Source organism: Paenibacillus sp. ACRSA, from assembly GCF_022346845.1.
Classification (GTDB): Bacteria; Bacillota; Bacilli; order Paenibacillales; family Paenibacillaceae; genus Paenibacillus.
In genome coordinates this window covers 55,012-80,072 of sequence record NZ_JAKRNP010000003.1, presented here as the reverse complement: position 1 = coordinate 80,072, position 25,061 = coordinate 55,012, and the positions used below count along the sequence as shown (strand labels likewise).

Below are 25,061 nucleotides of genomic sequence, written 5' to 3'. Positions count from 1 at the left end.
ACATCAGGCTGTCCTGTATTGCGTAATCAATCGCAGCGGGAGAGTCTTTTTTTTGCCAAAACAGAGATTGGAGAATACAATTTAGATCATAGTGAGCTTGAGAGGGGATAGCGACCATGAATCAGCTAACATTTCTTGGAACAGGCGATGCGATGGGGGTTCCGCGTGTATATTGTGATTGCAGCGTCTGCACAGAAGCTCGGCTTACCGGCATTAATCAACGTAGACGTTCTTCTGTTCTAATCCATAGTGAGGGTGCGAATGAACCCTTTATGATTGATTGCGGACCTGACTGGAGAACACAGATGGAAGCGCAGAATCTTAGAATGGTACAGACGATGCTGATCACACATGCACACTTTGACCACATTGGTGGATTGCCTGAGTGGGCAGATGCATGCCGATGGTTGGGGGTAAAGGGCAACTTGTATGCACCACGTGAAGTGATCGCCACGATCCAAGGGCAATTTCCATGGTTAGATCGTCATATGAATTATATGGAGACAGATGATGATATTGAAGTGCACGGGTGGCACATTCACTCATGGAAAGTATGCCATGGGAAGAACGGATATTCCTACGCCTATCGTCTGGAACGAGACGGATTCCACTGGGCATACTGTTCAGATGCGATTGATCTAAAGGAGGAGGAAAAGGATCCGTTGCACGGTTTGGATCTGCTTATTCTGGGAACCAGCTTTGTGCATGAACTGGCAGAATTCTCAACACGCTCTGTATACGATATGAAGGAAGCACAGGAGCTTTTGCAGGAATTACAACCGAAGCGCACGTATTATACACACATGTCTCATGATGTGGATGTACGTCAGGATCATGCTTATGCTCAAGGTGTTACGCTTGCACTCACAGGCATGAAGGTGTCTCTTGAAAAATAAATACAGAAGAGCGTATCCTTTGCAGGAGGTTCTTCGTTTACATAGTGTAAGTCGATTACAGCAAGAGCACAGAAGGATGTAAAAGGAAAGCAAGACCAATCAGGAATCAACAAAGGGGGGCCCCGTAATGGCCTTTGTGAAATCCGTGGATTGTCGAATCAACAGATCACACGACCATGTTAATCAACCGAATAATCCATATACACCACCACACATGAATGCTGGAGATTCATTTCAAGCGGGTGATCTTCATGCTGCATTACTTGATGTACAGCGTTCGTTGTATGCGTATTGTTTGTCCATTACAGGTTCTAGAGAAGATGCTGAGGATCTGGTGCAGGAGACGTTTGCCAAAGTGTTATCTTCTTCCTCGGTTCATCAATCGAGTGCAGACAGGGACATCAATTGGGAAGCATATCTCATTCGCATTGCCCGCAATGCGTGGATGGACGTTCTTCGCAAACGCCAACGTTTACATTGTAAAATGGATGGTTTGAAGCCGCTTATCCAAGAAATGGCGGAAGAGGAGCCACTAGAAGAGCTGGATACCGCTGTTGAGATTTTAATTAAAGAGTTGCCGTCATGGCAAAGAGTGATATATATGTTACGAGAGTTATTAGGATACACGGCGGCAGAGGCTGCTGAGATGTTAGATACAACAGAAGGCGCAGTAAAGTCAGCGTTACGTCGTGCCCGGATGACCATAGCTGAGATTAGGGATCAACTAAATGATCTAGATACCGACGAGGCGAGAGAAGTTAGCGAGGAACGAATCCATATGGAAGAGTTACGCGATTATCTGCTGGCATTACGCCGCGGCGATACGGCTCGCCTAATTGATCTATGTCTGAATCAAACGGATGATCCCATGGCTGTGGCAAGTACGATTTTGCAGCAGGCTCTGCCGTCTTCAACGATGCAACCGATGATGTACAGTTATGCCATCTCAGATTGTTATGGAGGGGGTTATACAGTCAGCATGGTTGCATAATCTGAGGAGGGATATGCATGAATGTAGTGCCTTATGTTGTGGAACAAACGGCTCGTGGAGAACGGAGTTATGATATTTACTCTCGCTTGTTGAAAGACCGTATTATTATGGTATCTGGCGAAATTGAGGATCAGATGGCAAATGCGATTGTGGCACAGCTATTGTTTCTAACTGCTGAAGATCCGGATAAGGATATTCAGATGTACATCAACTGTCCTGGTGGTTCAGTAACCGCAGGATTCTCGATCTATGATACGATGCAATTTGTGAAGCCGGATATTTCCACCATCTGTACAGGTATGGCGGCTAGTTTTGGAACGATCCTGCTCGTTGGCGGCACCGAAGGCAAACGTTTGGCATTACCTAACAGTGAGATTATGATTCATCAACCACTCGGGGGGATGCGCGGGCAAGCATCGGATATGCTTATTCACGCCAACCGAATTATTCAGCACCGACAACGGCTGAACCAGCTGCTTGCAGACCACACTGGTCAGCCGCTGGATCGAATTGAAGAGGATACCGATCGTGATTATTTCCTTACCGCTGCTGAAGCTGTGGATTATGGCATCGTTGATAAGGTGATATCTAGCACGTAGGCAAGTTAGCACAAGAACGCATTTAGGACAGCAAAAGGATAGAAAGAGGACATCTCAAGGTTACTTGACATTTAAGAGGTAAGTGAGCCAGGTGTAAATCGCAGTGTTGAACGCAGAGTTGGGAGAGCTGTCAAATATATCACGACTGAATATTCACAAAGACAAAGCCCAGATGGTCTATTGACCTTCTGGGCTTTGTTGCGGATATAAACTTTGCTCGACTCGATGACTTTAAACATACTCAATGGCACGCTTGGGTAGATAGGCTGCAAAATGTATAACAGACAGTCATTTAATAACATGGGCTAACGTCTAAATGGAGCCTTATTGGTTATTATTTCAAAGCGATTGATTTGATTATTTTGGAAAAATTAAAATTAATCGTTGACCTTTCGCGTATATAGTGTATATATTAGATATATACACTATATACGCGAAACCATGAAAACACCAATGAGGTGAGAGCATATTAAAATTTTATTGTCCAACGCATCGAGCGACCCAATCTATATCCAGATCTTAACCCAGATTAGACAGAGCATCTTGAGTGGTGAGTTGGTCGAAGGAGATAGTCTTCCTTCCATCCGGCAGCTGGCCAAGGATTTACAGGTGAGCGTGATTACAACAAAACGTGTCTATGAAGAACTGGAGAAAGAGAATCTAATCGATTCCGTTGTAGGTAAAGGTAGTTTTGTCTCGGGAACCAATCAGGACTTTATTCGAGAGCAGCGAATGAGAAGATTGGAAGAGAAGATGCTTGAAATCATTCGTGAGAGCAAAGAGATCGGCATGAGTTCACAGGAGTTAATTCAACATCTCACTTTGTTGTCAGAGGAGGAACATACAGAATGAACGCCATTGAAATTCGCAACCTTTCCAAAACGTATCCTTTATTTAAAGTAGAAAATGTATCTTTGGATGTGAAGCAGGGTTATATTACGGGGCTTATCGGTCCCAATGGGGCAGGGAAAAGCACATTAATTAAAATGATTACAGGTCTAATCCACCCGGATTCTGGGAGTATTCATACATTAGGTAGTAAGATGCCTGAGCAGGAAGTGCACATTAAACAGCGTCTCGGTATAGTGTCGGACGAATGCTTTTATTATGAGCATCTGACGATTTATGAGATGAGTCGGATGATTGCTCCGTTTTATAAGAAATGGAATGATCGCACGTTCAAAGATTTTCTAGATCAATTCGAGTTATCTCCAAAGAAGAAGATTGAGGATTTATCCAAAGGGATGAAGATTAAGTTCTCCTTGGCAGTCGCTTTATCCCATGAAGCGGAATTGCTCATTATGGATGAGCCAACATCTGGACTCGATCCTGTATTTAGACGGGAATTGCTAGACCTGCTTGCAGACACGATACAGGACGAGACGAGATCGATTATTTTCTCCACACATATTACGACTGATCTGGAGCGGATCGCGGACTATATTACATTTATCCATCGCGGACAAATTGTATTTAATGAAGCCAAAGATGATGTGCTCGAACGCTACACGATTGTGAAAGGGGATATGGATCTACTGGATGCAGACACCCGTGCTCAATTGGTGGGAATACGCGAAACTGCCGTAGGTTTTGAAGGGTTGTCCGATAACAAGGCAGAAGCAGAACGGCTGTTTGGCAGTTATGCCTTATTACACAGACCCTCATTAGAAGATCTTATTTATTTTACAGCAAAGGGGGCACGGAAACATGGTTAACCTGCTTCGCAAAGACTTCATTGCACTCAAGAGTTCCCTGTGGATCATTCCTTTTTACCTAGCCGTGTTCAGTGTGGCCTTTATTCCCAAAAGTGAAATGTCGATGTATCTTGTGGGCATATACACCGCATTTGGTTCCATCATGCTTGCGACCATGATTGATGTCAAAAACCATAATCATAATTTCCTGGTCACGCTACCGATTAGTCGGAAAAATGTGGTGCAAGCGAAGTATGTATCCACCATTTTCTATACACTTTTTGGCGTTCTCGCATCGTTCGGCATTCATTCTCTCGTTAACATAAATTTCCCTGGACTCCATAAGCCAGCTTTTTCGGTATTGGATATTCTGATTTCAATCGCTATGGTACTTGGTTTAACTTCAATCTATTTGCCTCTTTTTTATGCACTTAGTAAAAAGGGCGCAGGGATCATCAATGTTGTATTCTTGGTTGCCCTCGTTGTGCTAGCCCAGCCATTTGCATTGCTTATGAACTTGGCGAGCGAGGAAGGCATGGTTACTGCACAGGTCATTGGTATGGTGGCCATCGGTATTCTGCTGTTATTCGTTGGATCATATCTGGTCACTGTTCGTTTGTTTAGCAAGAAAGATCTATAAACTTTGAATACGAATAATATTTATAATAATAATCAGAGCGATCTCTTGATCACCTGACAGTGCGGGACGATCGAGAAGGTTGCCTTGATACAAAGTCAAAGTCGCCTTGATGGCGACTTCTTTTTTTTAGAGATTGTACCTACGAACCCGCGAACTAATCCTTGTGAGTACACCCCTTATAGAAAAATGGTTTTTAATTAAGCCTTTTTCTGCGCCAGCTCAATCAGTCTACTCATACCCTCGTGAATCTGCTGCTCATGTGCATACGAGTAAGATAAACGTAATTTACGACTTGCTCCAGGATCGGAAGGATCAAACACCGTACCCGGTACAAAAGCGACGGAATGTTCCATACATCTGTGCAATAATCTACCCGTATCCATGCCTTCTGGAAGTTCGACCCAGATGTTCAGACCGCCTTTAGGTGTAGTCCAGCTCCAGTCTGTCTCTCGCAGGTACTTCTCCATCACTTCCATCCGTAATTGAATGGCGGTACACAGCTTAGAGATATGCTGATACATGCGTGGAGATTGGAAGTAGCGCAAGAACAGCTTCTGATTCAGTAGCGGTGATCCGTTATCTGCAAGTGTCTTAATCGCCTGTAATCCAGGCATGAATCGTGGGCGGCACATAATCGAGGCGATCCGAAGACCAGGGACGACATATTTGCTATAGCTGCGAATGTAGAGCGTATGCCCTGTGGTGTCGTAAGTGAAAATCGGCGCCGGAGGTTTTTCTTTAAAATAAATATCATACGTACTGTCATCCTCTACAAGGAAACATCCATATTGCTCAGCAAGTTCCGGCAATTGTTTGCGCTGTTCAGCGGGAATATTGATTCCGGTAGGGTTTTGAAAAGTTGGCGTCATATAAAAGAGTCTAGGTTTTTCTTGCTTCATCAGCAGCTCAATCTGATCTAGATCGTAACCCTCTGAAGTGATGTCGGTAAACACGAGCTTAGCACCCTGCTTGCGGAATATTTCCATAGCCGGACCATAGGTAGGTCGCTCCACAAGGACACGGTCGCCCGGTTTGACTAAACTGCGTGCAATGAGGTCGATGGCTTGTTGTGCACCCGAGGTAATCAGGACTTCATCTGCGGAGATATAGAAACGTTCCCGTGAGGTCAGATGGCTAGCCAGTTCACTTCTAAGTTCCAGGTCTCCCTGATTCGTAGAATAGGTTCCGAGCAGGCGAGGGTAATGATTGAGCAAATCACGCATTAGCTCCCCCCAATACCGGTTGGGCAAGAGAGAAGGGTCAATCAATGATTTGGAAAACTGAAACTCCGCCTCCAGTGATTGCACACGGTCGAGGGAATCCCAATGCAGCCAAGCCGAAACGGCGGGGTCATCCGCCTGATCCATAATCGGGGCAGGGTCGGCAGGGCTGACATAATAACCGGATTTGTCTTTGACGTAGACTTTGCCATGTTCTTTTAACTCCTGATAGGCTTTGAAAACGGTCAGGCGATGTACACCGAGTAGCTCGGATAGGCTGCGTACAGAAGGCAACTTCTCATGTTCCGTCCATTCTCCTGCTTCAATGCGAACAACAAGATAATGAACGACTTGTTCATATAGTTTAAGGCTGTTATCTGTCATCATGATGGTTTTGCCCACCCGGCTCACGCTCCTTTTGAACTCTATTGTAACAGCATACGGGTCTAACTGTTCTGTTTTCTTCACTCTGTTCTGTAGACAGTGCTATATGATGGAGAACAGATGAAGGAGGGGCTAGCATGATTGGAGTAGCATTTGCAATAATGTGTCTTGTATTTGGAACGACGTTTCTAGCGATTAAGATTGGAGTTGAAGCGGGTCTGCCGCCATTTCTGTCTGCGGGTTTACGCTTTATGATTGCAGGTGCGTTGATGTTTGCCTGGATGCTGATGAAAGAACGGGTTAAGATGTCCTTGTTGTGGCGCAAAGAAATGTTGCTCACTGGCGCAGGACTAACCTTTGGTACGTTCGCCGCTCTATATTGGGCAGAACAGTATGTAAGTTCAGGTGTTGGCGCCATTTTATCAGCGACAGGTCCAATTATGATTATGGTGATGCAAACGGTTTTGTTAAGACAGAAGACGTCTGCTCGCATAGTTACAGGCTGTCTAATCGGCTTTGTTGGCGTTATATTTGTTGTTATGCCTGGCGTAACGATTGGAGGCAGTCCATTGTGGTTATGGGGGTGTATTGCCGTGTTAGTTGGAGAACTGTTTTATTCGGCAGGAGCGCTGTATTCCAAAAAAGTGATTAACCAGTTCAAGGAATGTGATCCAGTAGCGCTTAATGCCGTGCAGATGATGCATGGGGGCTTGTTGTTATTCTTACTCTCAGCCTTCACAGAGTCATGGAACATATCGGTTATGGACTGGTCACCTGCAATTACCTCATTGATTTATTTGACAGTCGTTGGCTCGATGGTGGGGCATAGTCTGTTCTACTGGATCATGTCACGAACCAATCCATTGTTTCCATCAACCTGGCTGTATATCTCACCACCGATTGCGGTCGGTCTTGGCGCAGTTGTCTATAATGAGCACGTAAGTTGGATGACATGGATCGGCGTAGCACTCATTGTGTCTGGATTGTTATTCATGAATGAGAAAGTCACGAGTTGGTTCAAAAGTAGGAAAAATAGCAATACGTTAGCCGAAAATCCATAAATTGGTGTACAATAATTGGAGTGGATTTTTAGCAAACGAGGTGAGGGAATTTGAAAAGCAGGCAATGGGTGTAGCGATGGTATTTGCAGGCATCATTTTATATGGTATCGTGCATCTCTCCACGTTGATGTATCTACCCTCGGTAATGTCCTATTCAACGCAGTGGGGGAAGTATTTACAAGCGGTGTATGAAAGCGGAGGATTGATTGCGTTGATCGCGTCGATCGTACTGTTTCTAATCGGGGTAGTCTTGCTCATACCGAAGTCTTTCTTTTCTACAAAAGATGTCATGAATGAAATCCGGGAACGAGACCGTGAATTTAATGAGAAGTATGGAACTCGGGAAACGTAATAAGAAGCGTAGCATTATGAATGGTTAATTCTCATCAGAGGAGATTGTAGATGAAGATCATCTAGGATTTCCCGTGATGGGAGTTTTTTTTGTTTAGCATAGACGAATATGGAGAAAAAAAGTTTGGATTTTTTATCTCAATATACCTATATTTTCTTGTTGTATGGTGATAGGATGTTGTAGTTATTGATCGTTATCTCAGATTGGAGGGAATGAAGGTTATGGATGCCCAGCTAGATGTGTTGCCTACAGAAAAATTAAAAATTGCATTGGCACAGTGTTCTGCGGTGGATGGGAGTATACAAGAAAACGTTGATCGAGCGTATGAGATGATTGCAGAAGCGGGGGAAAAGCATGCAGAACTTATTATGTTTCCAGAGAAATATCTAACGGGGTATGTCCCCGAAATCGTACAATCCAATCTTTCTGACAATACGCTATCCATAAATGATGTGAGGATTGAAAAGCTGCGTCAAGCATGCAAAACGTATGGGATTTGGGCAATCATTGGAACGCCGATGAGAAGAGGATCGGAAGTATTTATATCTTCTATCATTATAGATTCGCATGGAAACGAAGTGGGCGTATATGATAAGACGCATTTATTTCAAACGGAGAAGAGCATGTTTTCCACCAATTATGAGCAGGTCATCATTCATCTCAAAGGCTGGAATGTTGGCATGGCCATTTGTTATGATGCTGGCTTCCCTGAACACTCACGTCGTTTAGCACAGCAAGGCTGTCATTTATATATGGGTAGCTCACTCTTTAGCAAAGGAATGGGATATAAGGAGTCACGCGTATGGTTTCCTGCCCGAGCGTTAGATAACACTATATTTACTGCGATGTGTAATCATGTTGGCAGAACCGGAGTTTGGGATACGTGCGGCCATAGCGGCGTCTGGAATCCATTAGGGGATAACATCGTTGATGGCTCACAAGACCAAGTTGAATTGTTGATCGCTGAATTAGATCCTACACTTCTTAAACAAGCTAGAGATGGTGAGATGATGCTCGCAGATTCATTTGAGTTAGATCAACAGCCATATTCGCTCGAAACGATTAAGGGCTAACCGGATCAAGGTAACGATACGTGAAGTTCGGGTCTACGCCTTTTACAGGTGAGCTGCTATATTGATAGATTTGTCCGTTCTCCTCTTTGTAGAAGTAGCGAGCAAGAGGCTCATCCTTAAAAATAACTTCTGTGCTGACGAGTGGTGCTTTACCAAAATGAGTATCGATTTGTTGAATATCTTCGTGACTATATTCTTTGAACGAGAGTAAGTACGCTTCGACTTTAAGTTCCATCGTCCGTTGGAAATTCCAAAGGTACAGAGAGACAAGCGCTACTAACGTGATAAGTAGGGACAGAACGAGTTTTGGTTTGCTCATCTTCATCGGCTCATCTCCTTCGGGTCCATCATACATGATAAGAACTAAGGCTACATATAAAATAAGCTTTTATACAAGAAAGAGCCCAATGTGCACATTTTAGGTGCAATCTGGGCTCTTTCGTGATGTGACAATCAAAATTCTAGAGTAGCTTCAATTGGACAGTAGCGTGTCCATTACTCCGCATTCAATACAAATTTCTCAATAACCTGCTTCACACCATCTTCGTTATTGCTAAGTGTGATATAGTCTGCGATCTCTTTCAGTGCAGGGATGGCATTCCCCATCGCAACACCAAGACCGGCAGCTTCGAGCATCTCATGGTCATTCCAGGAATCACCGATAGCAATGCATTCAGACAACTCAACGCCGAAATGATCTGCCAGGAAAGTGAGGGCATGTCCTTTTGTTCCTTCGCGGTGCATAATTTCAAGGAAGTAAGGCTTGGACTTCGTAATATGCACTTCAGGTCCAAGCAGCTCGCGCAGGTCAACAGCTACCTTATCCAGATAATCTGGCTCGTCGATGATCAGCAGTTTTGGTGTTTGTTGCTCAATCACTTTGATGAAATCAGATTCGATATAGTACTGTGTGCCGTTCAATTTCGCGTAATCGCGCAATTTGTCATTCTCTTCACGCGCATACAATTTATCGTCAATGTACGTTTGCAGATGAAGGTTGTGCTCCAAGCAGTAGTCATACAATTTGCGGGAAGCTTCCTGTGGAACGTAGCGCTCGTACAGAACGTTCTCGTCCAGCAGGTTTTTCACCAAAGCTCCTTGGTATGTAATGATCGGTACGTTCAGTTTGGTTTGGCGAGCCAGTGCCTGTGCAGAAGCATAAGCACGTCCAGTTGCCAGTGTTACCACTGTACCGTGTGCAACGGCTTGCTCCAGAGCAGTTTGGGTTGCGGGTGTTACTTCTTTGTTGTCGTTAATGAGTGTGTCATCAATGTCGATTGCAATTAGTTTGTAAGTCATGTCGTTTCTCTCCTTTATTTATCTGTTTATGTTCAACTAAAGAATGTTTATACTGGCCACTTCGATGACAGAACAACCTTCCGATCGCTGTTATCCCCAGATTTTTTTTGAATTCCCTCTCTTAAAGGGAAAATCCGGGGATAAAGGCGAGCGCTTCGCTTCTTCACGTTATTTCTGTCCTCTCCGTTATCGTATAAAAAGTTTAGTTGAACTTATGTGTATCGTGTAGCAAGAACGAAAGTCTATTCTTCCAGGAAAATGAGGCCAATAAAGTCCTCCAGCTCCAGGTTGCCGAAGTAATGCTTCACATCCAGATCTTGCAGTGCTGTGCGCACCTCGGATTCTTCGTAACGTTTGCCACGCAGCATATCCTCGATATCGGCTACATCCCCCACACCGAAGAAGTCACCGAAGATTTTCAGATCTTCAATCCGTCCATCCTTAATGTTCATCCGCAGATCAATGATGCCGACAGGGAATTTACGTGTGTGCTTCACATTGCTTTCTGGAGACAACCCATAGTTCCAATCCCAATTGCTGTAACGCTCAGCAGAGATTTCTTTGATCTTGTCCCAATCTTTCTCAGTGAGTTCGTATTGAGGCACATCTTGGGGCTCCATACGGAAGATATGACGGAGCAACTCGTCGCGGAATTGTTCGATGGTCATGTTGCTGTCGATCAGCTCACGAATGTTAGCAACGCGGCTACGTACGGATTTGGTGCTTTTGGATTTGAATTTCTCAGGGTTCACGTTCAGTGATGCTTGTACATGATCCAGGTTAAGATCGAACATCAATGTACCATGGCTGAACATGCGACCACGTGTGGAAAACTGGGCATTACCCGAAATTTTCTTTTCTCCCACTTGCAGATCGTTCCGCCCAGTCAATTCGGCATTGACTCCAAGCTCTTGCAGGGCCTCAACTACTGGTTGAGTGAACTTGCGGAAGTTGTGGAAGGACTGACCGTCATCCTTCGTAATGAAGCTGAAATTGAGGTTGCCCAGATCGTGATAGACTGCGCCACCTCCGGATAAACGGCGTACGACCTGAACTCCATTCTCCTGAACATATTCGATATTAATCTCTTCAATGGTGTTCTGATGCTTACCAATAATAATGGATGGGCGGTTGATGTAGAACAGCAGGTAGCTGTCGTCCATCGGCAGATGCTTCAGAATGTATTCCTCAATGGCGAGGTTTACGGAAGGATCTGTGATGCCCTGGTTATCAACAAACAACATGGTCATTCCTCCATTAATGTATGTGAGGGATAGAAATCCCTTATGTAGTGTTTGATTCGTAGAAATTAGATTCACCGAACTGACGTTCATGAAACTGAAATTCCTTCTCTATTGTAAACGAATTGCCCTAATGACACAAAGAAATTAGACAAGTCCACGAATTCAGCCAAGCATAGACAAAACAAGATTGACCCCAACCTGTGATCGACTCCATAATAAAATGGACATGCAGAAAGGATGACGGACAGAATGACCGGTATGATCGAAGTATTCGGACATGGTGGTGATGTGGAGACAGCGGCCTCCCGTTTTGGGGGCAATCCGGCTGATTTTCTCGATTTTAGCGCAAACATCAACCCGATCGGGCCACCTCAGAACGTATTACATGCATTGGAACAGGGATTACAAACCATATTGCGCTATCCTGATCCAGGGCACAGATCGTTTAAAGCACGACTTAGCGAGTATCTTGGTGTACAGCCTGATCAGATCTCTGTTGGAAATGGCGCTGCGGAGAGCATGGCATTGATCCTACTGGGTCTTGCGCCACGAACTGTAGGTACGGTGGAGCCTGGCTTCTCGGAGTATAGTGCGTTAGCTAGACAATTTGGAGCTGAGGTTCTTCATGTATATGGACGTGAAGAAATGGACTGGCGAGCAGAGGTAGCTGATATCGAGAGGCTGATGGAACAAGTGGATCTATTGTTTCTAGGGCAGCCCAACAATCCCAACGGAGTTCAATATTCGGTAGAGGTGCTTCATCGTCTGGCTCGCTCAGCAGAGAGAACGGACACGATTTTAGTGATTGATGAAGCGTTCATGGACTTTATCCCTGAAGCTCGGAGGCAGTCACTTGCACCTCAATTAAATGAGTACCCGCAGGTCATGATCATCCGTTCGATGACGAAGTTTTACGCGATTCCGGGATTACGTCTAGGTTATGCGCTGGCACGACCTGAACTAATACAAGCCATGACTGCGAAGCAAGTCACTTGGAGTGTCAATGGGCTGGCGCTGATTGCTGGGGAAGCCTGCCTCTGCGATGGGGAGGGCTTCGAACAGGAAACGCTGGCTTATGTGTCTCGTGAACGGAACCTATTGACTGAGGGGCTGGAGGCTTGTGGTTGTCAGGTTACACGCGGAGAAGCTAACTTCATATTGGCTCGTCTGCCGGAACCGTGGTCAGCGACCACAATGCAGGCAGCACTGGGAGAGCGTGGTATTCTCATTCGCAGCTGTGCCATGTATCCTGGGCTTGGCGAACGACATGTTCGGTTCGCGGTGAAGGATGCGGATGCCAATGGGCGTTTGCTGAGCGCAATGCAAAGTGTAATTGCTCAGACTAATTCACAGCATATTTCTGAGCATATCTCTCAGGCCTTTTCTCAGGACACTCCTCACGTAAAGGAAGGTGGCTCGAACGATGACCTTACCGTTTCTTGATGAAGAGTCGAAGGGGAGACAAATCTATCGTTATCCTGGTGAATACGTTTCTTCTGTATGGCCGGGATTGACAATTAGCGCACAAGAACGTCATGTAAAAGCATGCATTCCCTCTGTAGCTACTGCGATCTCCAGTGCAGTCTATGGCGGGGGCATGGTTGAACTGGATCGGATATTTAACATTTATGTAGATAAGCATTATCGCTGTGACGATCCTCCGCGCGATATACAGTGTCTACTCCGTGAGTGGAAGGAACGAGAGGATGCGTGTACCGGTTTGCTGACAGCCGTCCGTTTGGAACATACTTCAATTCAAGAGTATGCGAACTCTGACTTTGGGCTTCTATGCTGTACAACGGCAGGTGTATCGAATGCTGCACGCGCCGGTTCACCAAGAGTGGTATTTGATGCTATGGGGAATCGAACTGATGCTGTCCAGCAGCTGGATGGAGCGTACACACCTGGCACCATTAATATGATGTTGTGGTTGAACGGTCGCTTGACGAGCGGAGCTATGGTGAATGCGATACAGACTGCGGTAGAAGCGAAGGCTGCTGCACTGGCTGATGTTGGGGTGAGAGATTCCGAGAATGGTCTAACGGCTACTGGAACCACCACAGATGCAATTGTGCTCGCGGTGAGTCAGGATCAGCAGAAACCGCTTTTGACTTATGCGGGAACAGCCACCGTTCTAGGTTCAGTCATTGGCAGACTTGTCTATGATACGATTACGGAAAGTTTGCAGGCCGGGCGCTGGTGCAATGTGGCGGGAGGAACAACAAACAATGATACATGAATTAAATCAATGGTTTTCTTCGTCATTCTGGATCGGCATGACAGGAGCTTGGATCATCGTTGCAGCGTACATATTAGATCGTTGTATCGGAGATCCAAGGTGGATTCCTCATCCAGTCATCGGTATGGGGAAAGCCATTTCTGCACTGGAGCGGGTTATACGATCTCGTGTCACTTCCAATCAAGGCCTCAAAAAGGCGGGAATCTGGTTTCCGATCTTGATTGCAGGTGGTTCTTTTGCCATGACTTGGGGACTGATCTATCTCCTTGCACATATTCATCCGATGGTTGCAGTGGTAGCTGAGGTCATATTGATTGCGACAACGATTGCTTCCAAAGGATTAAAGGATGCAGGGATGGAAGTATATCGTCATCTCGTTAAGGGAGATCTTCCTGCTGCGAGGCGCGCTCTTGGCATGATTGTAGGACGTGATACAGCGCATCTAGATGAACCTGAGGTTGTAAGGGGAACGGTTGAGACGGTGGCTGAGAATATTGTGGATGCTATCGTGTCTCCTTTGTTCTACGCCCTTATCGGCGGCGCGCCGCTTGCCATGGCATATCGAGCCGTCAATACACTAGATTCCATGGTCGGTTACAAAAACGATAAATACCTGCATCTCGGCTGGGCATCCGCTCGTCTGGATGATTGGGCTAACTGGATTCCAGCTCGCATCACGGCTTTATTATTGATTAGTGGAGCATGGGTTATGAAGCTAGATGCAAGAAGAGCAGCACAGATGGTATCCCGGGATGCAAGACTGCATCCGAGCCCAAATAGCGGCTTTCCCGAGTCTGCCGTTGCAGGTGCGCTCGGGATCAGACTGGGTGGGCATAACGTGTATCATGGGGTCTCGTCTTTTCGTGCATATATGGGAGAACCGACTCGCTTAATGGGTGCAGAGGATATTGTGCGTACGACCCGCCTGATGTTCTGGTCGGCAGGTTCATTTGTCATACTGTGTGTACTTGTTTCACTTGTCGTCTGGTTGGCTGGAGGCACGCTATCATGGTGATTATGAATATGGAGAATACCCTACTTTCTTGTGATCTTATTTTTATCCGTCATGGGACGACATTGTGGAATCAGGAAAAAAGATATCTTGGGCATACGGATATCGGTCTCCTACCAGAAGCGAAACAAGAGCTCGCCCCGCTCGCTGAACTGCTGCGCAACATCGGTTGGAGCAGGCTCTATTCCAGTGATTTACTGCGTTGTCAACAGACCCTCTTAGATATCGCTCCATTGCAGCGAGAACAGGCACATTTAGATGCACGGCTCAGAGAGATTGATTTTGGAGAGTGGGAAGGGAAGACATATGATCAACTGCAACACATTCAACAATATCGAGATTGGATTGATGATCCACAGCACGTCACACCACCCAATGGCGAGTCGTGGCAAGCGTTTACTGCAAGGATTGATTCTTTTCTGAATACTTGCTTGTTGCACAATGCATTGTCCGAACCAGTAACGGTTGATGTACCTCAGATTGGCATCGTTACACATGGTGGTGTAATCCGATATGCGATATCTCGCTTAATCCCTGATCTGAACTTCTGGGATACGCAGGTTATTCCAGGGCAAGCCATTAAGGTTAGACTGGAATACGGGGAGAGCGGCTGGATCGGAAGCCGGATAGCTTTTCCTTGAATCGGCTTGTAAGGTTGTACAATATAACCTATAATCACAACAGACGTGTGACGATGCGTATAGGTCTGATGGGGCTAATTAGTGATTAGGTGCTCAACCATACGCATATAACTAATATGCTCAATTGAATGTTTATATCATAAGCGACCAAGGGTTCCGTATGCATTAGAGTTGCATGGTTATGTGTATTCATACCATGTACGCAAGCGGATGAAATAGGGAAGCTGGTGTAAATCCGGCACGGTCCCGCCACTGTGAATCAGGAATAATCCTGTAAGTCAGGTTACCTGCCCTGGACGTAAAGACCGGTGTTCCTTCGAGGAAAGGACAGCGTTTCGGGCAGTGTTCTGTGTATGAACAGCGCAGGTGATTCATCATGCGTAGAGCACGCCATATGCGAGACGTTATCCCTGATCCTGTTGTAAGGATTGGGGATTTTTATTGTTCCAATATTGGTTCTTCACTCTCCGATAACGTGTAAATGTTGAAGTTCAACCTTATACAGGAACATCAAGACATGGGCATTTAGTTTTTGAGCACGACAGAGGATTAATAGAACAGATAGAGAAGGGGAGAATGAATACAATGAGTATCAAGAATTGGAAAAGCGTAGCGTCCCTGCTTAGTGCAGCGGCTCTGGCACTGGCCTTGGCTGGATGTGGCAATGCAACAACGAATGAGGGGTCAGGAGCATCACAGCAACCTGCACAGGAACAGAGTCAAGAACAGACAACAACGGATCTCAAGACACAATATCCAATTACCGTTACAGATGCAACGGGTGAGACATTCACGTTTGAAAAGGCACCAGCCAAAATTGTATCTGTATCTCCAGCGGAGACAGAGTCATTGTTCGCCCTTGGATTGGACGAGCAGATCGTAGGTGTATCTGATTTTGATGATTACCCTGAAGCAGCTACAACGAAGCCGAAAATGGGCGGCGTATCTAAACCGAATGAAGAGTCCATCATCGCAGCGGATGCAGACATCGTATTCACAGGTATTTCCATGAATGAAGAAGCGGTGAAGAAATTCCGTGACCTGGGGATTGTTATTTTCAAGACTGATCCAAAATCAGTAGATGATGTAGCGAACAACATTGAGACATTTGGTCAAATTACAGATACACAGGAAAAAGCACAAGAGATCGTCGCGAAGATGAAGCAGGATGTAGCCGATGTTACTGAAGCGGTGAAGGCGGTTAAACCGGAAGAGAAGAAGAACGTATATGTTGAATTTTCCCCGGGCTGGACAGTGGGTAAAGGTGAGTTCATGGATGAGTTGATCACACTTGCTGGAGGAAACAACGTTGCTTCTGATTTGCAAGGCTGGAATGAAATTAATGAAGAAAATATCATTGCTGCGAACCCAGATGTAATTCTGTATGCCAATGATGTCATTGATGAGAATTCCAAAACACTGGATCAAATTATCAAAGCTCGTAGCGGCTGGGATCAGATTACTGCGGTAAAAGACGATGCGGTTATCGGTCTAGATGCCAACCTACTTAGCCGTCCAGGACCACGTGTAACAGAAGGTCTGAAAGCCGTAGCTAAAGCGATCTACCCTGATCTGTTCCAATGAGTAAAAAGCTAGCGGTGTACGGGACGGCTGGGATAGGACTACTTGTGTTGACGGTGCTGATCTGCACGGGCATTGGTTCAGTATCCTTGCCTGTCCGTGACATTGCAGGTATTCTGCTGCATCACATTCCGTGGATTGGGGATTGGATTACTCCCGATTGGAGCACAGCAGCAGAACAGATTATATGGAAGGTACGTTTCCCGCGCGTACTGCTTGCCGTGCTCGTGGGTGCCTCTCTAGCAATAGCGGGTGCTGGCTTCCAAGGGGTGCTTCGTAACCCTCTTGCAGATCCGTTTACGTTAGGCGTATCATCTGGTGCATCGGTGGGTGCAGCGTTTCTGATTTTCTTCGGATTACAATATGCATTAATCGGAATCTGGACCTTGCCTTTGGTTGCGTTCCTAACCGGCGTGTTGACGCTATGGTTCGTATTGGCACTGGCTCGTGAGGGTCGAAAAATACCAACTCATAGCCTGATTCTGGCGGGCGTGGTCATGCAAAGTTTCCTAGGGGCAGTTGTCTCCTTCCTATCGACCATGTCGAAACAGACGATTAACGAAATTATATACTGGACGATGGGAAGTCTGGCACTGCGTGGGTGGTCGTATACGGCCATCCTTTTCCCATATTTTCTGCTTGGTCTGATCTTCCTCTGGAGTCGTGCACGCTCGTTAAATGTGCTTGCTCTGGGAGAGCGGCAGGCAGCTCATATTGGAGTAAAGGTGGATGGATTGAAGCTATCGGTGCTGGCGGTTGGCACATTGCTCACGGCAGGAGCTGTATCAGTGTCAGGTGTCATCGGATTTGTAGGACTTGTGATTCCGCATATTCTTCGATTGATCGTAGGACCTGATTATCGCCTGCTGGTTCCACTATCTGCAATTGGCGGAGCCATCTTCATGGTGTGGGCGGATACGATTGCTCGAACGGTATTGGCGCCAACTGAAATTCCGCTGGGCGTTGTTACCGCATTTGTCGGTGCCCCATTCTTCGCCTACCTTTTGCACAGAAATAAGAAGCTTCGTAAAGGGATGATGCCATGAGTAAAGACACGAACCAAACGGTGCATGCCAATCGGAATGAACCTAATTATACGGGGAAACAGGCAGATCCGAGCTTCAATGCTCAGCGCAACATCAGTAAACCTTTGATTGAAGTAGATGGGGCAGGTAAACGGTATGGTGAGCATCAGGCGTTAAATGGTGTGAGCTGGCAGATCGCAGAAGGCGATTGGTGGGGTGTTGTAGGTCCTAACGGAAGTGGCAAATCAACCTTGCTTCAACTATTGGCTGGCACGGAGTCGGTTAGTGAGGGCAGTATTCGACTGAATGGCAGGAATATCACTTCGTATAGCCGGAAGGATCTGTCTCGTATGATTGCTGTTCTGCAACAGGATGGCCTACCTGCAATCTCATATCCGGTAAGGGATGTTGTGGAAATGGGGCGTTATCCTTACCAAAACTGGCTTGGCCGTGATTCTAGAGACGGCGAGAAGATCGTTGATCGTGTGCTGGAGGAATTAGGTCTATCCGAGCTTGCGGATCGTCCTCTGGATGCACTCAGTGGAGGACAACGACAGCGAGTAGCCCTTGCTAAAGTGATGGCACAGGAACCAAGTATTCTTTTGTTAGACGAGCCTACAACGTTTCTGGATATTCGTTATCAATTACAATTTATGGAGTTATTATCGACATGGCGTCAAAGAAATCCAATTACGATTGTGGCAGTGCTGCATGATCTGAACCTAGCTGCACAATTTTGTGATCATATTCTGGCTTTGAAAGAAGGCGAAAATGCTGGCTCTGGAACCCCTCATGCATTGATGACTGAAGAACATATTCGGGAGATTTTCCAGGTGAACCCAGCGATGGTGAAGCATCCAGATCATGGTATCCCTCAGTTGCTGCTGCGCCGGGAGCATGAAGAGCCGAAGAATTGATCGGGGTATATACTCACATATTGATGAAGGAAGTGCTAGTTGTATGCGTAATGAACAGGTGTTGGAGCAGTTAATACGTCGAATCACTGGTCCTCATGAGCAGGTCGCGGCAGAAGCTGCAGCTCATGTGGATATCCTCACGAAGCCGCCAGGCAGTCTTGGCAAACTGGAGGAACTCGTTATTCGTCTAGCAGGCATTACGGGACAGAGTCGTCCTTGCTTGGAACGTCGAGCGGTGATCGTGATGGCAGCAGACCATGGTGTAGTTGCCGAAGGTGTCAGTGCATTCCCTGCTGAGGTAACACCGCAGATGGTTCTTAATTTTCTGGCGGGCGGAGCTGCCGTTAACGTACTTGCCCGGCATGCTGGGGCAGATGTACTCTGTGTAGATATTGGAGTGAATGCTGAGCTAGAACACCCCGAGCTCATTTCCCGCAAAGTCCGCAAAGGCACAGCTAACATGGCGAAAGGCCAGGCGATGACTCGGGACGAAGCGATCCAAGCGATCCTGGTTGGTGCCGAAGTGGTCACGTCAGAAGTGGACAGAGGCACGCAGATATTTGTAACTGGAGAGATGGGGATTGGCAATACAACGGCAAGTGCTGCTGTAATGTGTGCTTTAACGGGAATATCACCGGCTTCGGCTGTTGGACGCGGAACGGGGATTGATGATGTTGGGTTACAGCGCAAGGCAACGGTGGTAAGCCAGGCTCTAAGTCTGAATGCACCCCATGCGGAGGATGCGCTGGATGTGCTTAGTAAGGTTGGCGGATTAGAAATTGCCGGACTAACAGGTGTAATTCTTGCTGCTGCAGCGAATGGATGCCCTGTTGTGGTCGATGGCTTTATCTCAACAGCTGCAGCGTTGATCGCAAGACAGCTTGCACCAGTAAGTACGGCTTATATGATTGCTTCCCATACATCCGATGAAAGTGGACATGCAGCACTGCTTCGCGAGATGGATCTGAAGCCAATGCTTGATCTGAATATGCGACTGGGTGAAGGGACAGGAGGCGTGCTCAGTCTTCATCTCATCGATGCGGCTTGCCGTATTCTTAATGAGATGGCGACCTTTGCCAGTGCAGGTGTATCCGATGGCTCGCCTCAAGGAGAGGTTTCTTCATGAGTGTGCTTGTAACTGGAGGGGCGCGAAGTGGCAAGAGCTCGTTTGCTGAGCGTCTATGCATGCAACGCTCCTCAGAGGCTTGGTATGTGGCTACAGCTCAAGCCTATGATGACGAGATGCGTGAGCGAATCCGTATGCATCAGCAGGGACGTGAAGAAGCGGGATACCTGTGGCATACGGTAGAGGAACCATTGGCATTGCCTGAATGGATCACACGTATGGGAGCTTCTCATACGGGGATGTCAGCTCCTACAGTATTAGTGGATTGCCTGACGTTATGGTTGACCAATATTTTACTTGCCCATGAACATGATCCTACGCATGTCATACAGGGACATATGGATGCACTCATATCGGCTGTAGAGTCATATCCGGGGCTACTTGTGCTTGTAACCAATGAAGTAGGGGATGGCATCGTTCCTGAATATGCTCTTGGACGAAGATACCGTGATCTTGCAGGCATATTGAATCAGCGGATTGCAGCGATTTGCGGGGAAGTATTTCTAGTTACGGTGGGGATTGCGATTGAATTAAAGAGCAAGGAGTACCGTCTATGAGTGACCGCAAGCACGATGGGAGAAAACAGCCAGCGGCGGCAGCCTTCCAATTTTTATCTCGCTTCCCGGTTAAAATGCAGATTGATTTTGTCCCACTATTGCTACGTGAAAGCGTAGTTTATTATCCCCTTGTGGGTGCCGCAATAGGGTTAGCTGTCTGGCTTGGAGCGGCTATTTCGGGTGTACTCCTACCCTCGTTTCCAGCAGCGGTATTAACGCTGACCCTATGGGTCTGGTTGACCGGAGGGTTGCATCTGGATGGCTGGATGGATACAGCAGATGGTCTGCTCAGTTATCGCTCTCGTGAGCGAATGTTAGAGATCATGAAGGATAGCCGCGTAGGTGCCATGGGAGTGATAGCCTGTGTTCTTCTCTTAATGATGAAGGCGGCTCTAATTGCAGATTTCATCGCACGTGCTAACTGGATGTATGGAGCACTACTGATCTTACCGATGATCTGGAGCCGATGGTTCATGGTCTATGCCATCTCGGCATGGCCCAATGCGCGAGGGGATGACGGACTAGCTGTTTTGTTTAAAGGATTGGGTGAGCAGCGAGAAGTTCAGCGTGCACGGAGCAGTGCAATTGGACTTACTGTTCTCGTAGGTGTAATCACTCTAGCAGTCGGAATGCTTTTCCAGCCGGAGATGCCGGTAGTAGAGGGGTTAGATATCTGGAACAGTCCAATAACCCTACCGTGGTGGCTGTATCCTGTAACTGCTGTAATTGTTGTTCCGCTTGCTTGTTATATCATAGGAAAATGGATTGCTGGACGTATAAGTGAACGTCTAGGCGGATTAACAGGAGATACCTATGGCGCGATGAATGAGCTGCTGGAAGCTGTCTTGCTTACAGTTCTTAGTGTATTACAAGGATTCTTTTGGATATAAAATATAATCGGTGACTGGGGGATGGATCGTGGACAGTGCGTCTGTACAGAAAACAGCGGCAGTCTTAATGCTGCAAGGAACCGCATCGGATGTAGGGAAAAGTGTAATAACGACGGCTCTATGCCGGATATTCAAACAGGACGGCTTCAGACCTGCACCGTTTAAATCCCAGAATATGGCGCTGAATTCCTATGTCACAGAGGACGGTAAGGAAATAGGTAGAGCGCAGGGAGCACAGGCAGAGGCATGCGGTATTGAGGCAACGACAGACATGAACCCAATCCTCATTAAGCCTGTTCGTGATATGCACTCCCAGATTGTCGTACACGGTGTCCCCTTTGCTCAGATGAGCGCGTCAGACTATCGGCAGCATTTTCTGCCAGAGGCCAAGCAGACCGTGATGGAAGCATTGGATCGTCTACGGTCTACTTATGATGTCGTACTAATGGAAGGTGCAGGCAGCCCTGCAGAGATTAATCTAAAGGATCGGGATATTGTTAATATGAACCTGGCCGGATGGGCAGATGCACCGGTTATTCTGATCTCTGATATTGATCGCGGCGGCGTATTTGCCTCCATTGTAGGTACGCTTGAGTTGTTGGAGCCACATGAGGTACAGCGTGTAAAAGGTTTCATTATTAACAAATTCCGGGGCGATCTGTCCCTGTTACAGCCAGGACTGGATTGGTTGGAGGAACGGACAGGCATTCCAGTACTCGGCGTGCTACCTTACATAAGAGATATACAGATTGAAGCTGAAGATTCAGTCGTTTTGGATTCCCTGCGTCATGGTAAGTCGGGTCAACAGGAATTGGATCTTGCCGTGATCCGGTATCCGCGAATTTCAAATTTTACAGATTTCGATGCATTGTCTCGGGAACCCGACGTCAATATCAGGTACGTTACTTCACCGGAGGAGCTTGGTTCACCAGATGCAATTCTATTACCCGGGACAAAGGACACTATAGGTGATCTGGAATTCTTGCGTGAATCAGGCTTGGAGCAAGCGATTGCCCGTCATATCGAGCGTGAGCATGTGCAACTCGTAGGGATCTGTGGAGGCTATCAGATGCTTGGTCAGCACCTTAAAGATCCTTTTGCCGTTGAGGCGAATCAGGTTCAGGAGGCAAGAGGCATGGGCATGCTGCCGCTATCCACGGCCTTCCTACAGAACAAACAGACCGTTAGAGCTTCGGGTTGGGTACAGGTTAAACATCCAATTCGTTTACACCAGGAAGTAGATGGAGCCCATTTGCCTGGTCAATCAGCTTCTCCGCTGCCCATTGAAGGTTATGAGATTCATATGGGAGTTACGGAATGCCATGAACCGGAGCGTGTGTCGGCTTTATTTGAAATACGTCATCCAGGAGGACAGTCGTTTGATGAAGGTTGGGGAACCCAGGATGGCAAGATTTGGGGAACGTATCTACATGGATTGTTTGAAAGCGATCAGTTTCGGCGTTCCTGGCTTAACGGTTTGCGGGAAAGTAAAGGGCTTGCTCCTCTCCTTAAAACGTACAGTGCACGTGAGCGTAAGGAAATGGAATTTGATCGCGTAGCGGAATCCTTGCGTTCTGCACTGGATCTGGAGCGGATATATGAAATTATGGGTCTGCAAACTCCACAGTAGACTGTGACTTAATAATACGGTGAATATAATAGTATTCAAAAAAAGTCCCCCATGCGGGCATTGATCCTTTATCAAAGGAACCTTGCCGTGTATGGGGGACTTTCCTATCTAGTTGCGACTCCGAGTTCAGCCAGTTGAAGATTGTGAGCATTCCCTTTACGTTCAGTATTGATTCAAACCGTAGAACGATGGGTTAATGGTACATTTGATTAGTTAATTTTGAATTTCTTCATGGCAGCCTGTAACTCTACCGCTTGTTCATGCAAATGACGAACCGTTCCAGAGTGGGAATCCATCTCATTCAGTTGCAGATCTGCGGTGGAAGCAATCTCCTGCATGCTCTGACGGGACTTGGACGTAATCTGTGCAGTCTCTTCAACAGAGGCACTTACTTGTTCTGCCCCAGCAGATACCTGTTGCGTGGAAGCTGATACCGTCTGGATCGTTAAGTTTACATTCTGAATTAATTCATTCAATTGCTGGAAGGCTGAGCCTGCTTGTTGAACAACATGAGTACCTGAGCCAATCTCTTGCGTTACCCGGTTCATGGCATCAACAGAACGCTCGGCATCCTCGCGAATCGTATTCAGATAATCCGAGATTTCCTCGGTTGCTGTCTTGGATTGTTCCGCAAGCTTACGAACTTCTCCAGCAACGACCGCGAATCCACGACCATGTTCCCCAGCACGTGCAGCTTCAATGGAAGCATTGAGCGACAGCATATTGATCTGTTTCGTAATTTCGAAGATGGATGTGACGATGGTACCGATGGCGATGGAGCGTTCATTCATCGTTTCGACATAACGCAAGGATTCACTTGCGGTCTGGCCTACACGTTCCATCTGCTCTACAGCATTCTGTGCCAGGCGATTACCGTTCACAGCTTCACTAGCCGCCTCACCAATCTGCTCTGACACTTCAGCAGAAGAAGAAGCGATATGCATGATTCCCTGGGTGATTTCCTCCATAGCTCTTGCATTCTCAGCAGCACTTGTGGCAATGCTTACACTGCCTTTCTCGGCTTCTTCGGCAGATTGACTGGAGTTCTTAACCATACTGGACATGGATTCAACCCGATTCAGCAGATCATTTGAACCTTCAACCACTTCGTCGGAGGTGGAGAGAACACGACTAATCATTTCTTTGAGATTATGAGTCATCGTCTGGAAGCTAGTCGCGAGTTGAGCAATTTCGTCTTGACCTTTAATCTGGAGCTGGGTCGTTAGATCGCCCTGCGAAATTTGTTTACTATGTTGAACGAGTGAAATAATCGGACGGGTAACTCGCTTAATCATACTCGTTGAGATCAGCCATCCAAGTACAAAGGTCAGAGCTGTAATACCGAGGCACAGCCAGAAAATTTGCGCAATCTTGGACTGGATGAATTGTGCATCCATGCTTACGGCCATGAGCATATTGCTACCTGCTACAGGTATAAATGCAGCCTTATGTACACCAAAAGAGTCGGAATAAACTTCACTAATAGCTAATGCTTTCGTTTCAATAGCTGTATTCATTGCAGATTCAACTGCAATTTCTTCTCCAGCCTTCATACCTGAGGCGTTGTTGGCAATTACGATCTTGGCATTTCCGTCTTGAATAGCAACAACGTAAGCTGCATCCAAGCTATGTTCCTTAGCTTTCTCAGCCAGGTAGGATTCAACCGTTAGAGCAGCACCATCGGAACCGGCTCCGCCGCTTTCGACTTGCGAAATTTTGGAGGAAGAGATGTTTTTGTATATATCCTGAATCGACGTGTTTAAGACCTTGTCGAATTGCGGGAGTACATAACTATTAATAATATTCATCGATACTGCATAAAAACTAATACTAAACAACAGGGATGCAACTAGCAATACGAGGAACAACATTCCTCTGATTTTGCCAGCGACCGTGCGATTACGAAACATAAAATCATCCTTTCACGTCAAGTTCATTAACATAGTCGCTTTTCCGTACTCATCAGTCCTATCTATCAACGAAGAAAGAC

General features: G+C 46.5%; 25 protein-coding genes and 1 riboswitch. Of the genes, 20 read left to right on the top strand and 5 right to left on the bottom strand.

Going from position 1 to position 25,061, the window contains the following annotated elements; genetic code table 11:
* Window positions 1–116 precede the first annotated feature (116 nt).
* The 6 genes from MH215_RS09980 (at window position 117) to MH215_RS09955 (ending at window position 4,820) form a co-directional block, all read left to right on the top strand.
* Complete coding sequence (locus MH215_RS09980) at window positions 117–896, top strand: MBL fold metallo-hydrolase (protein ID WP_239289994.1); 780 nt, start codon at window positions 117–119, stop codon at window positions 894–896.
* Window positions 897–1,023: 127 nt separating this feature from the next.
* Window positions 1,024–1,887 (top strand): RNA polymerase sigma factor, encoded by an 864-nt coding sequence (locus tag MH215_RS09975; protein ID WP_239289992.1) that lies wholly within the window; start codon window positions 1,024–1,026, stop codon window positions 1,885–1,887.
* A 17-nt stretch (window positions 1,888–1,904) separates the two neighbouring features.
* The gene (gene clpP / locus MH215_RS09970) at window positions 1,905–2,486 is read left to right on the top strand and encodes an ATP-dependent Clp endopeptidase proteolytic subunit ClpP (RefSeq protein WP_239289990.1); all 582 of its coding nucleotides are present in this window, start codon (window positions 1,905–1,907) and stop codon (window positions 2,484–2,486) included.
* 468 nt (window positions 2,487–2,954) lie between these two features.
* Window positions 2,955–3,338 (top strand): GntR family transcriptional regulator, encoded by a 384-nt coding sequence (locus tag MH215_RS09965; RefSeq protein ID WP_056699462.1) that lies wholly within the window; start codon window positions 2,955–2,957, stop codon window positions 3,336–3,338.
* Window positions 3,335–4,201 carry an ABC transporter ATP-binding protein gene (locus MH215_RS09960; RefSeq protein ID WP_239289988.1) on the top strand — a complete coding sequence of 289 codons (867 nt, stop codon included), beginning with the start codon at window positions 3,335–3,337 and terminating at the stop codon, window positions 4,199–4,201. The genes MH215_RS09965 and MH215_RS09960 overlap by 4 nt, the downstream gene beginning before the upstream one ends.
* Window positions 4,194–4,820, top strand: coding sequence for an ABC-2 transporter permease (locus MH215_RS09955; protein ID WP_239289986.1), 627 nt, complete (start codon window positions 4,194–4,196; stop codon window positions 4,818–4,820). Before MH215_RS09960 ends, MH215_RS09955 begins: the two co-directional genes overlap by 8 nt.
* 197 nt (window positions 4,821–5,017) lie before the next feature.
* On the opposite strand, the gene MH215_RS09950 is transcribed toward MH215_RS09955, so the two are convergent.
* Complete coding sequence (locus tag MH215_RS09950; RefSeq protein WP_239289984.1) at window positions 5,018–6,442, bottom strand: aminotransferase-like domain-containing protein; 1,425 nt, start codon at window positions 6,440–6,442, stop codon at window positions 5,018–5,020.
* A gap of 119 nt (window positions 6,443–6,561) precedes the next feature.
* On the opposite strand from MH215_RS09950, the gene MH215_RS09945 reads away from it, so the two are divergent.
* The 3 genes from MH215_RS09945 to MH215_RS09935 all read left to right on the top strand — a co-directional run bounded on the left by MH215_RS09945 (window position 6,562) and on the right by MH215_RS09935 (window position 8,910).
* The gene (locus MH215_RS09945) at window positions 6,562–7,485 is read left to right on the top strand and encodes a DMT family transporter (protein ID WP_239289982.1); all 924 of its coding nucleotides are present in this window, start codon (window positions 6,562–6,564) and stop codon (window positions 7,483–7,485) included.
* Between the two features lie 40 nt (window positions 7,486–7,525).
* Window positions 7,526–7,837 (top strand): hypothetical protein, encoded by a 312-nt coding sequence (locus MH215_RS09940; protein WP_239289980.1) that lies wholly within the window; start codon window positions 7,526–7,528, stop codon window positions 7,835–7,837.
* A 221-nt stretch (window positions 7,838–8,058) separates the two neighbouring features.
* Window positions 8,059–8,910, top strand: coding sequence for a carbon-nitrogen hydrolase family protein (locus tag MH215_RS09935; protein WP_239289979.1), 852 nt, complete (start codon window positions 8,059–8,061; stop codon window positions 8,908–8,910).
* Here the strand turns inward: MH215_RS09935 and MH215_RS09930 are convergent.
* The 3 genes from MH215_RS09930 to lplA all read right to left on the bottom strand — a co-directional run bounded on the left by MH215_RS09930 (window position 8,900) and on the right by lplA (window position 11,453).
* On the bottom strand, window positions 8,900–9,235 hold the full coding sequence (locus MH215_RS09930; RefSeq protein WP_239289978.1) for a DUF3139 domain-containing protein: 336 nt from the start codon (window positions 9,233–9,235) through the stop codon (window positions 8,900–8,902). The two genes, MH215_RS09935 and MH215_RS09930, sit on opposite strands and share 11 nt — an antisense overlap.
* Window positions 9,236–9,405: 170 nt before the next feature.
* Window positions 9,406–10,209: a Cof-type HAD-IIB family hydrolase gene (locus tag MH215_RS09925; protein WP_056699446.1), complete on the bottom strand. Its 804-nt coding sequence runs from the start codon at window positions 10,207–10,209 to the stop codon at window positions 9,406–9,408.
* 242 nt (window positions 10,210–10,451) lie between these two features.
* Window positions 10,452–11,453 carry a lipoate--protein ligase gene (gene lplA, locus MH215_RS09920; RefSeq protein WP_239289977.1) on the bottom strand — a complete coding sequence of 334 codons (1,002 nt, stop codon included), beginning with the start codon at window positions 11,451–11,453 and terminating at the stop codon, window positions 10,452–10,454.
* Between the two features lie 258 nt (window positions 11,454–11,711).
* Between lplA and cobD the strand changes: the two genes are divergently transcribed.
* The 11 genes from cobD (at window position 11,712) to MH215_RS09865 (ending at window position 23,071) form a co-directional block, all read left to right on the top strand.
* Entirely contained in the window at window positions 11,712–12,896 is a 1,185-nt protein-coding gene (cobD, locus tag MH215_RS09915; RefSeq protein WP_239290794.1) for a threonine-phosphate decarboxylase CobD, read from the top strand.
* Window positions 12,877–13,692 (top strand): adenosylcobinamide amidohydrolase, encoded by an 816-nt coding sequence (locus MH215_RS09910; protein ID WP_239289976.1) that lies wholly within the window; start codon window positions 12,877–12,879, stop codon window positions 13,690–13,692. Before cobD ends, MH215_RS09910 begins: the two co-directional genes overlap by 20 nt.
* A gap of 37 nt (window positions 13,693–13,729) precedes the next feature.
* Window positions 13,730–14,707: an adenosylcobinamide-phosphate synthase CbiB gene (gene cbiB, locus MH215_RS09905; RefSeq protein ID WP_239290793.1), complete on the top strand. Its 978-nt coding sequence runs from the start codon at window positions 13,730–13,732 to the stop codon at window positions 14,705–14,707.
* Window positions 14,701–15,345: a histidine phosphatase family protein gene (locus MH215_RS09900; RefSeq protein WP_239289975.1), complete on the top strand. Its 645-nt coding sequence runs from the start codon at window positions 14,701–14,703 to the stop codon at window positions 15,343–15,345. Before cbiB ends, MH215_RS09900 begins: the two co-directional genes overlap by 7 nt.
* Before the next feature lie 159 nt (window positions 15,346–15,504).
* Window positions 15,505–15,654, top strand: a riboswitch (cobalamin riboswitch).
* Between the two features lie 276 nt (window positions 15,655–15,930).
* Window positions 15,931–16,929: an ABC transporter substrate-binding protein gene (locus MH215_RS09895; RefSeq protein ID WP_239289974.1), complete on the top strand. Its 999-nt coding sequence runs from the start codon at window positions 15,931–15,933 to the stop codon at window positions 16,927–16,929.
* Window positions 16,926–17,972 carry a FecCD family ABC transporter permease gene (locus MH215_RS09890; RefSeq protein ID WP_239289973.1) on the top strand — a complete coding sequence of 349 codons (1,047 nt, stop codon included), beginning with the start codon at window positions 16,926–16,928 and terminating at the stop codon, window positions 17,970–17,972. Before MH215_RS09895 ends, MH215_RS09890 begins: the two co-directional genes overlap by 4 nt.
* Window positions 17,969–18,868 carry an ABC transporter ATP-binding protein gene (locus MH215_RS09885; protein WP_239289972.1) on the top strand — a complete coding sequence of 300 codons (900 nt, stop codon included), beginning with the start codon at window positions 17,969–17,971 and terminating at the stop codon, window positions 18,866–18,868. The genes MH215_RS09890 and MH215_RS09885 overlap by 4 nt, the downstream gene beginning before the upstream one ends.
* Window positions 18,869–18,911: 43 nt before the next feature.
* Window positions 18,912–19,994, top strand: a complete 1,083-nt coding sequence (cobT, locus tag MH215_RS09880) for a nicotinate-nucleotide--dimethylbenzimidazole phosphoribosyltransferase (RefSeq protein ID WP_239289970.1) — start codon at window positions 18,912–18,914, stop codon at window positions 19,992–19,994.
* The gene (gene cobU, locus MH215_RS09875) at window positions 19,991–20,551 is read left to right on the top strand and encodes a bifunctional adenosylcobinamide kinase/adenosylcobinamide-phosphate guanylyltransferase (RefSeq protein WP_239289968.1); all 561 of its coding nucleotides are present in this window, start codon (window positions 19,991–19,993) and stop codon (window positions 20,549–20,551) included. The genes cobT and cobU overlap by 4 nt, the downstream gene beginning before the upstream one ends.
* Window positions 20,548–21,441 carry an adenosylcobinamide-GDP ribazoletransferase gene (locus MH215_RS09870; protein WP_239289966.1) on the top strand — a complete coding sequence of 298 codons (894 nt, stop codon included), beginning with the start codon at window positions 20,548–20,550 and terminating at the stop codon, window positions 21,439–21,441. Before cobU ends, MH215_RS09870 begins: the two co-directional genes overlap by 4 nt.
* A 67-nt stretch (window positions 21,442–21,508) precedes the next feature.
* The gene (locus MH215_RS09865; RefSeq protein ID WP_239290792.1) at window positions 21,509–23,071 is read left to right on the top strand and encodes a cobyric acid synthase; all 1,563 of its coding nucleotides are present in this window, start codon (window positions 21,509–21,511) and stop codon (window positions 23,069–23,071) included.
* Window positions 23,072–23,280: 209 nt separating this feature from the next.
* Here the strand turns inward: MH215_RS09865 and MH215_RS09860 are convergent, their stop codons facing one another.
* Entirely contained in the window at window positions 23,281–24,981 is a 1,701-nt protein-coding gene (locus MH215_RS09860) for a methyl-accepting chemotaxis protein (protein ID WP_239289964.1), read from the bottom strand.
* Window positions 24,982–25,061 lie beyond the last annotated feature (80 nt).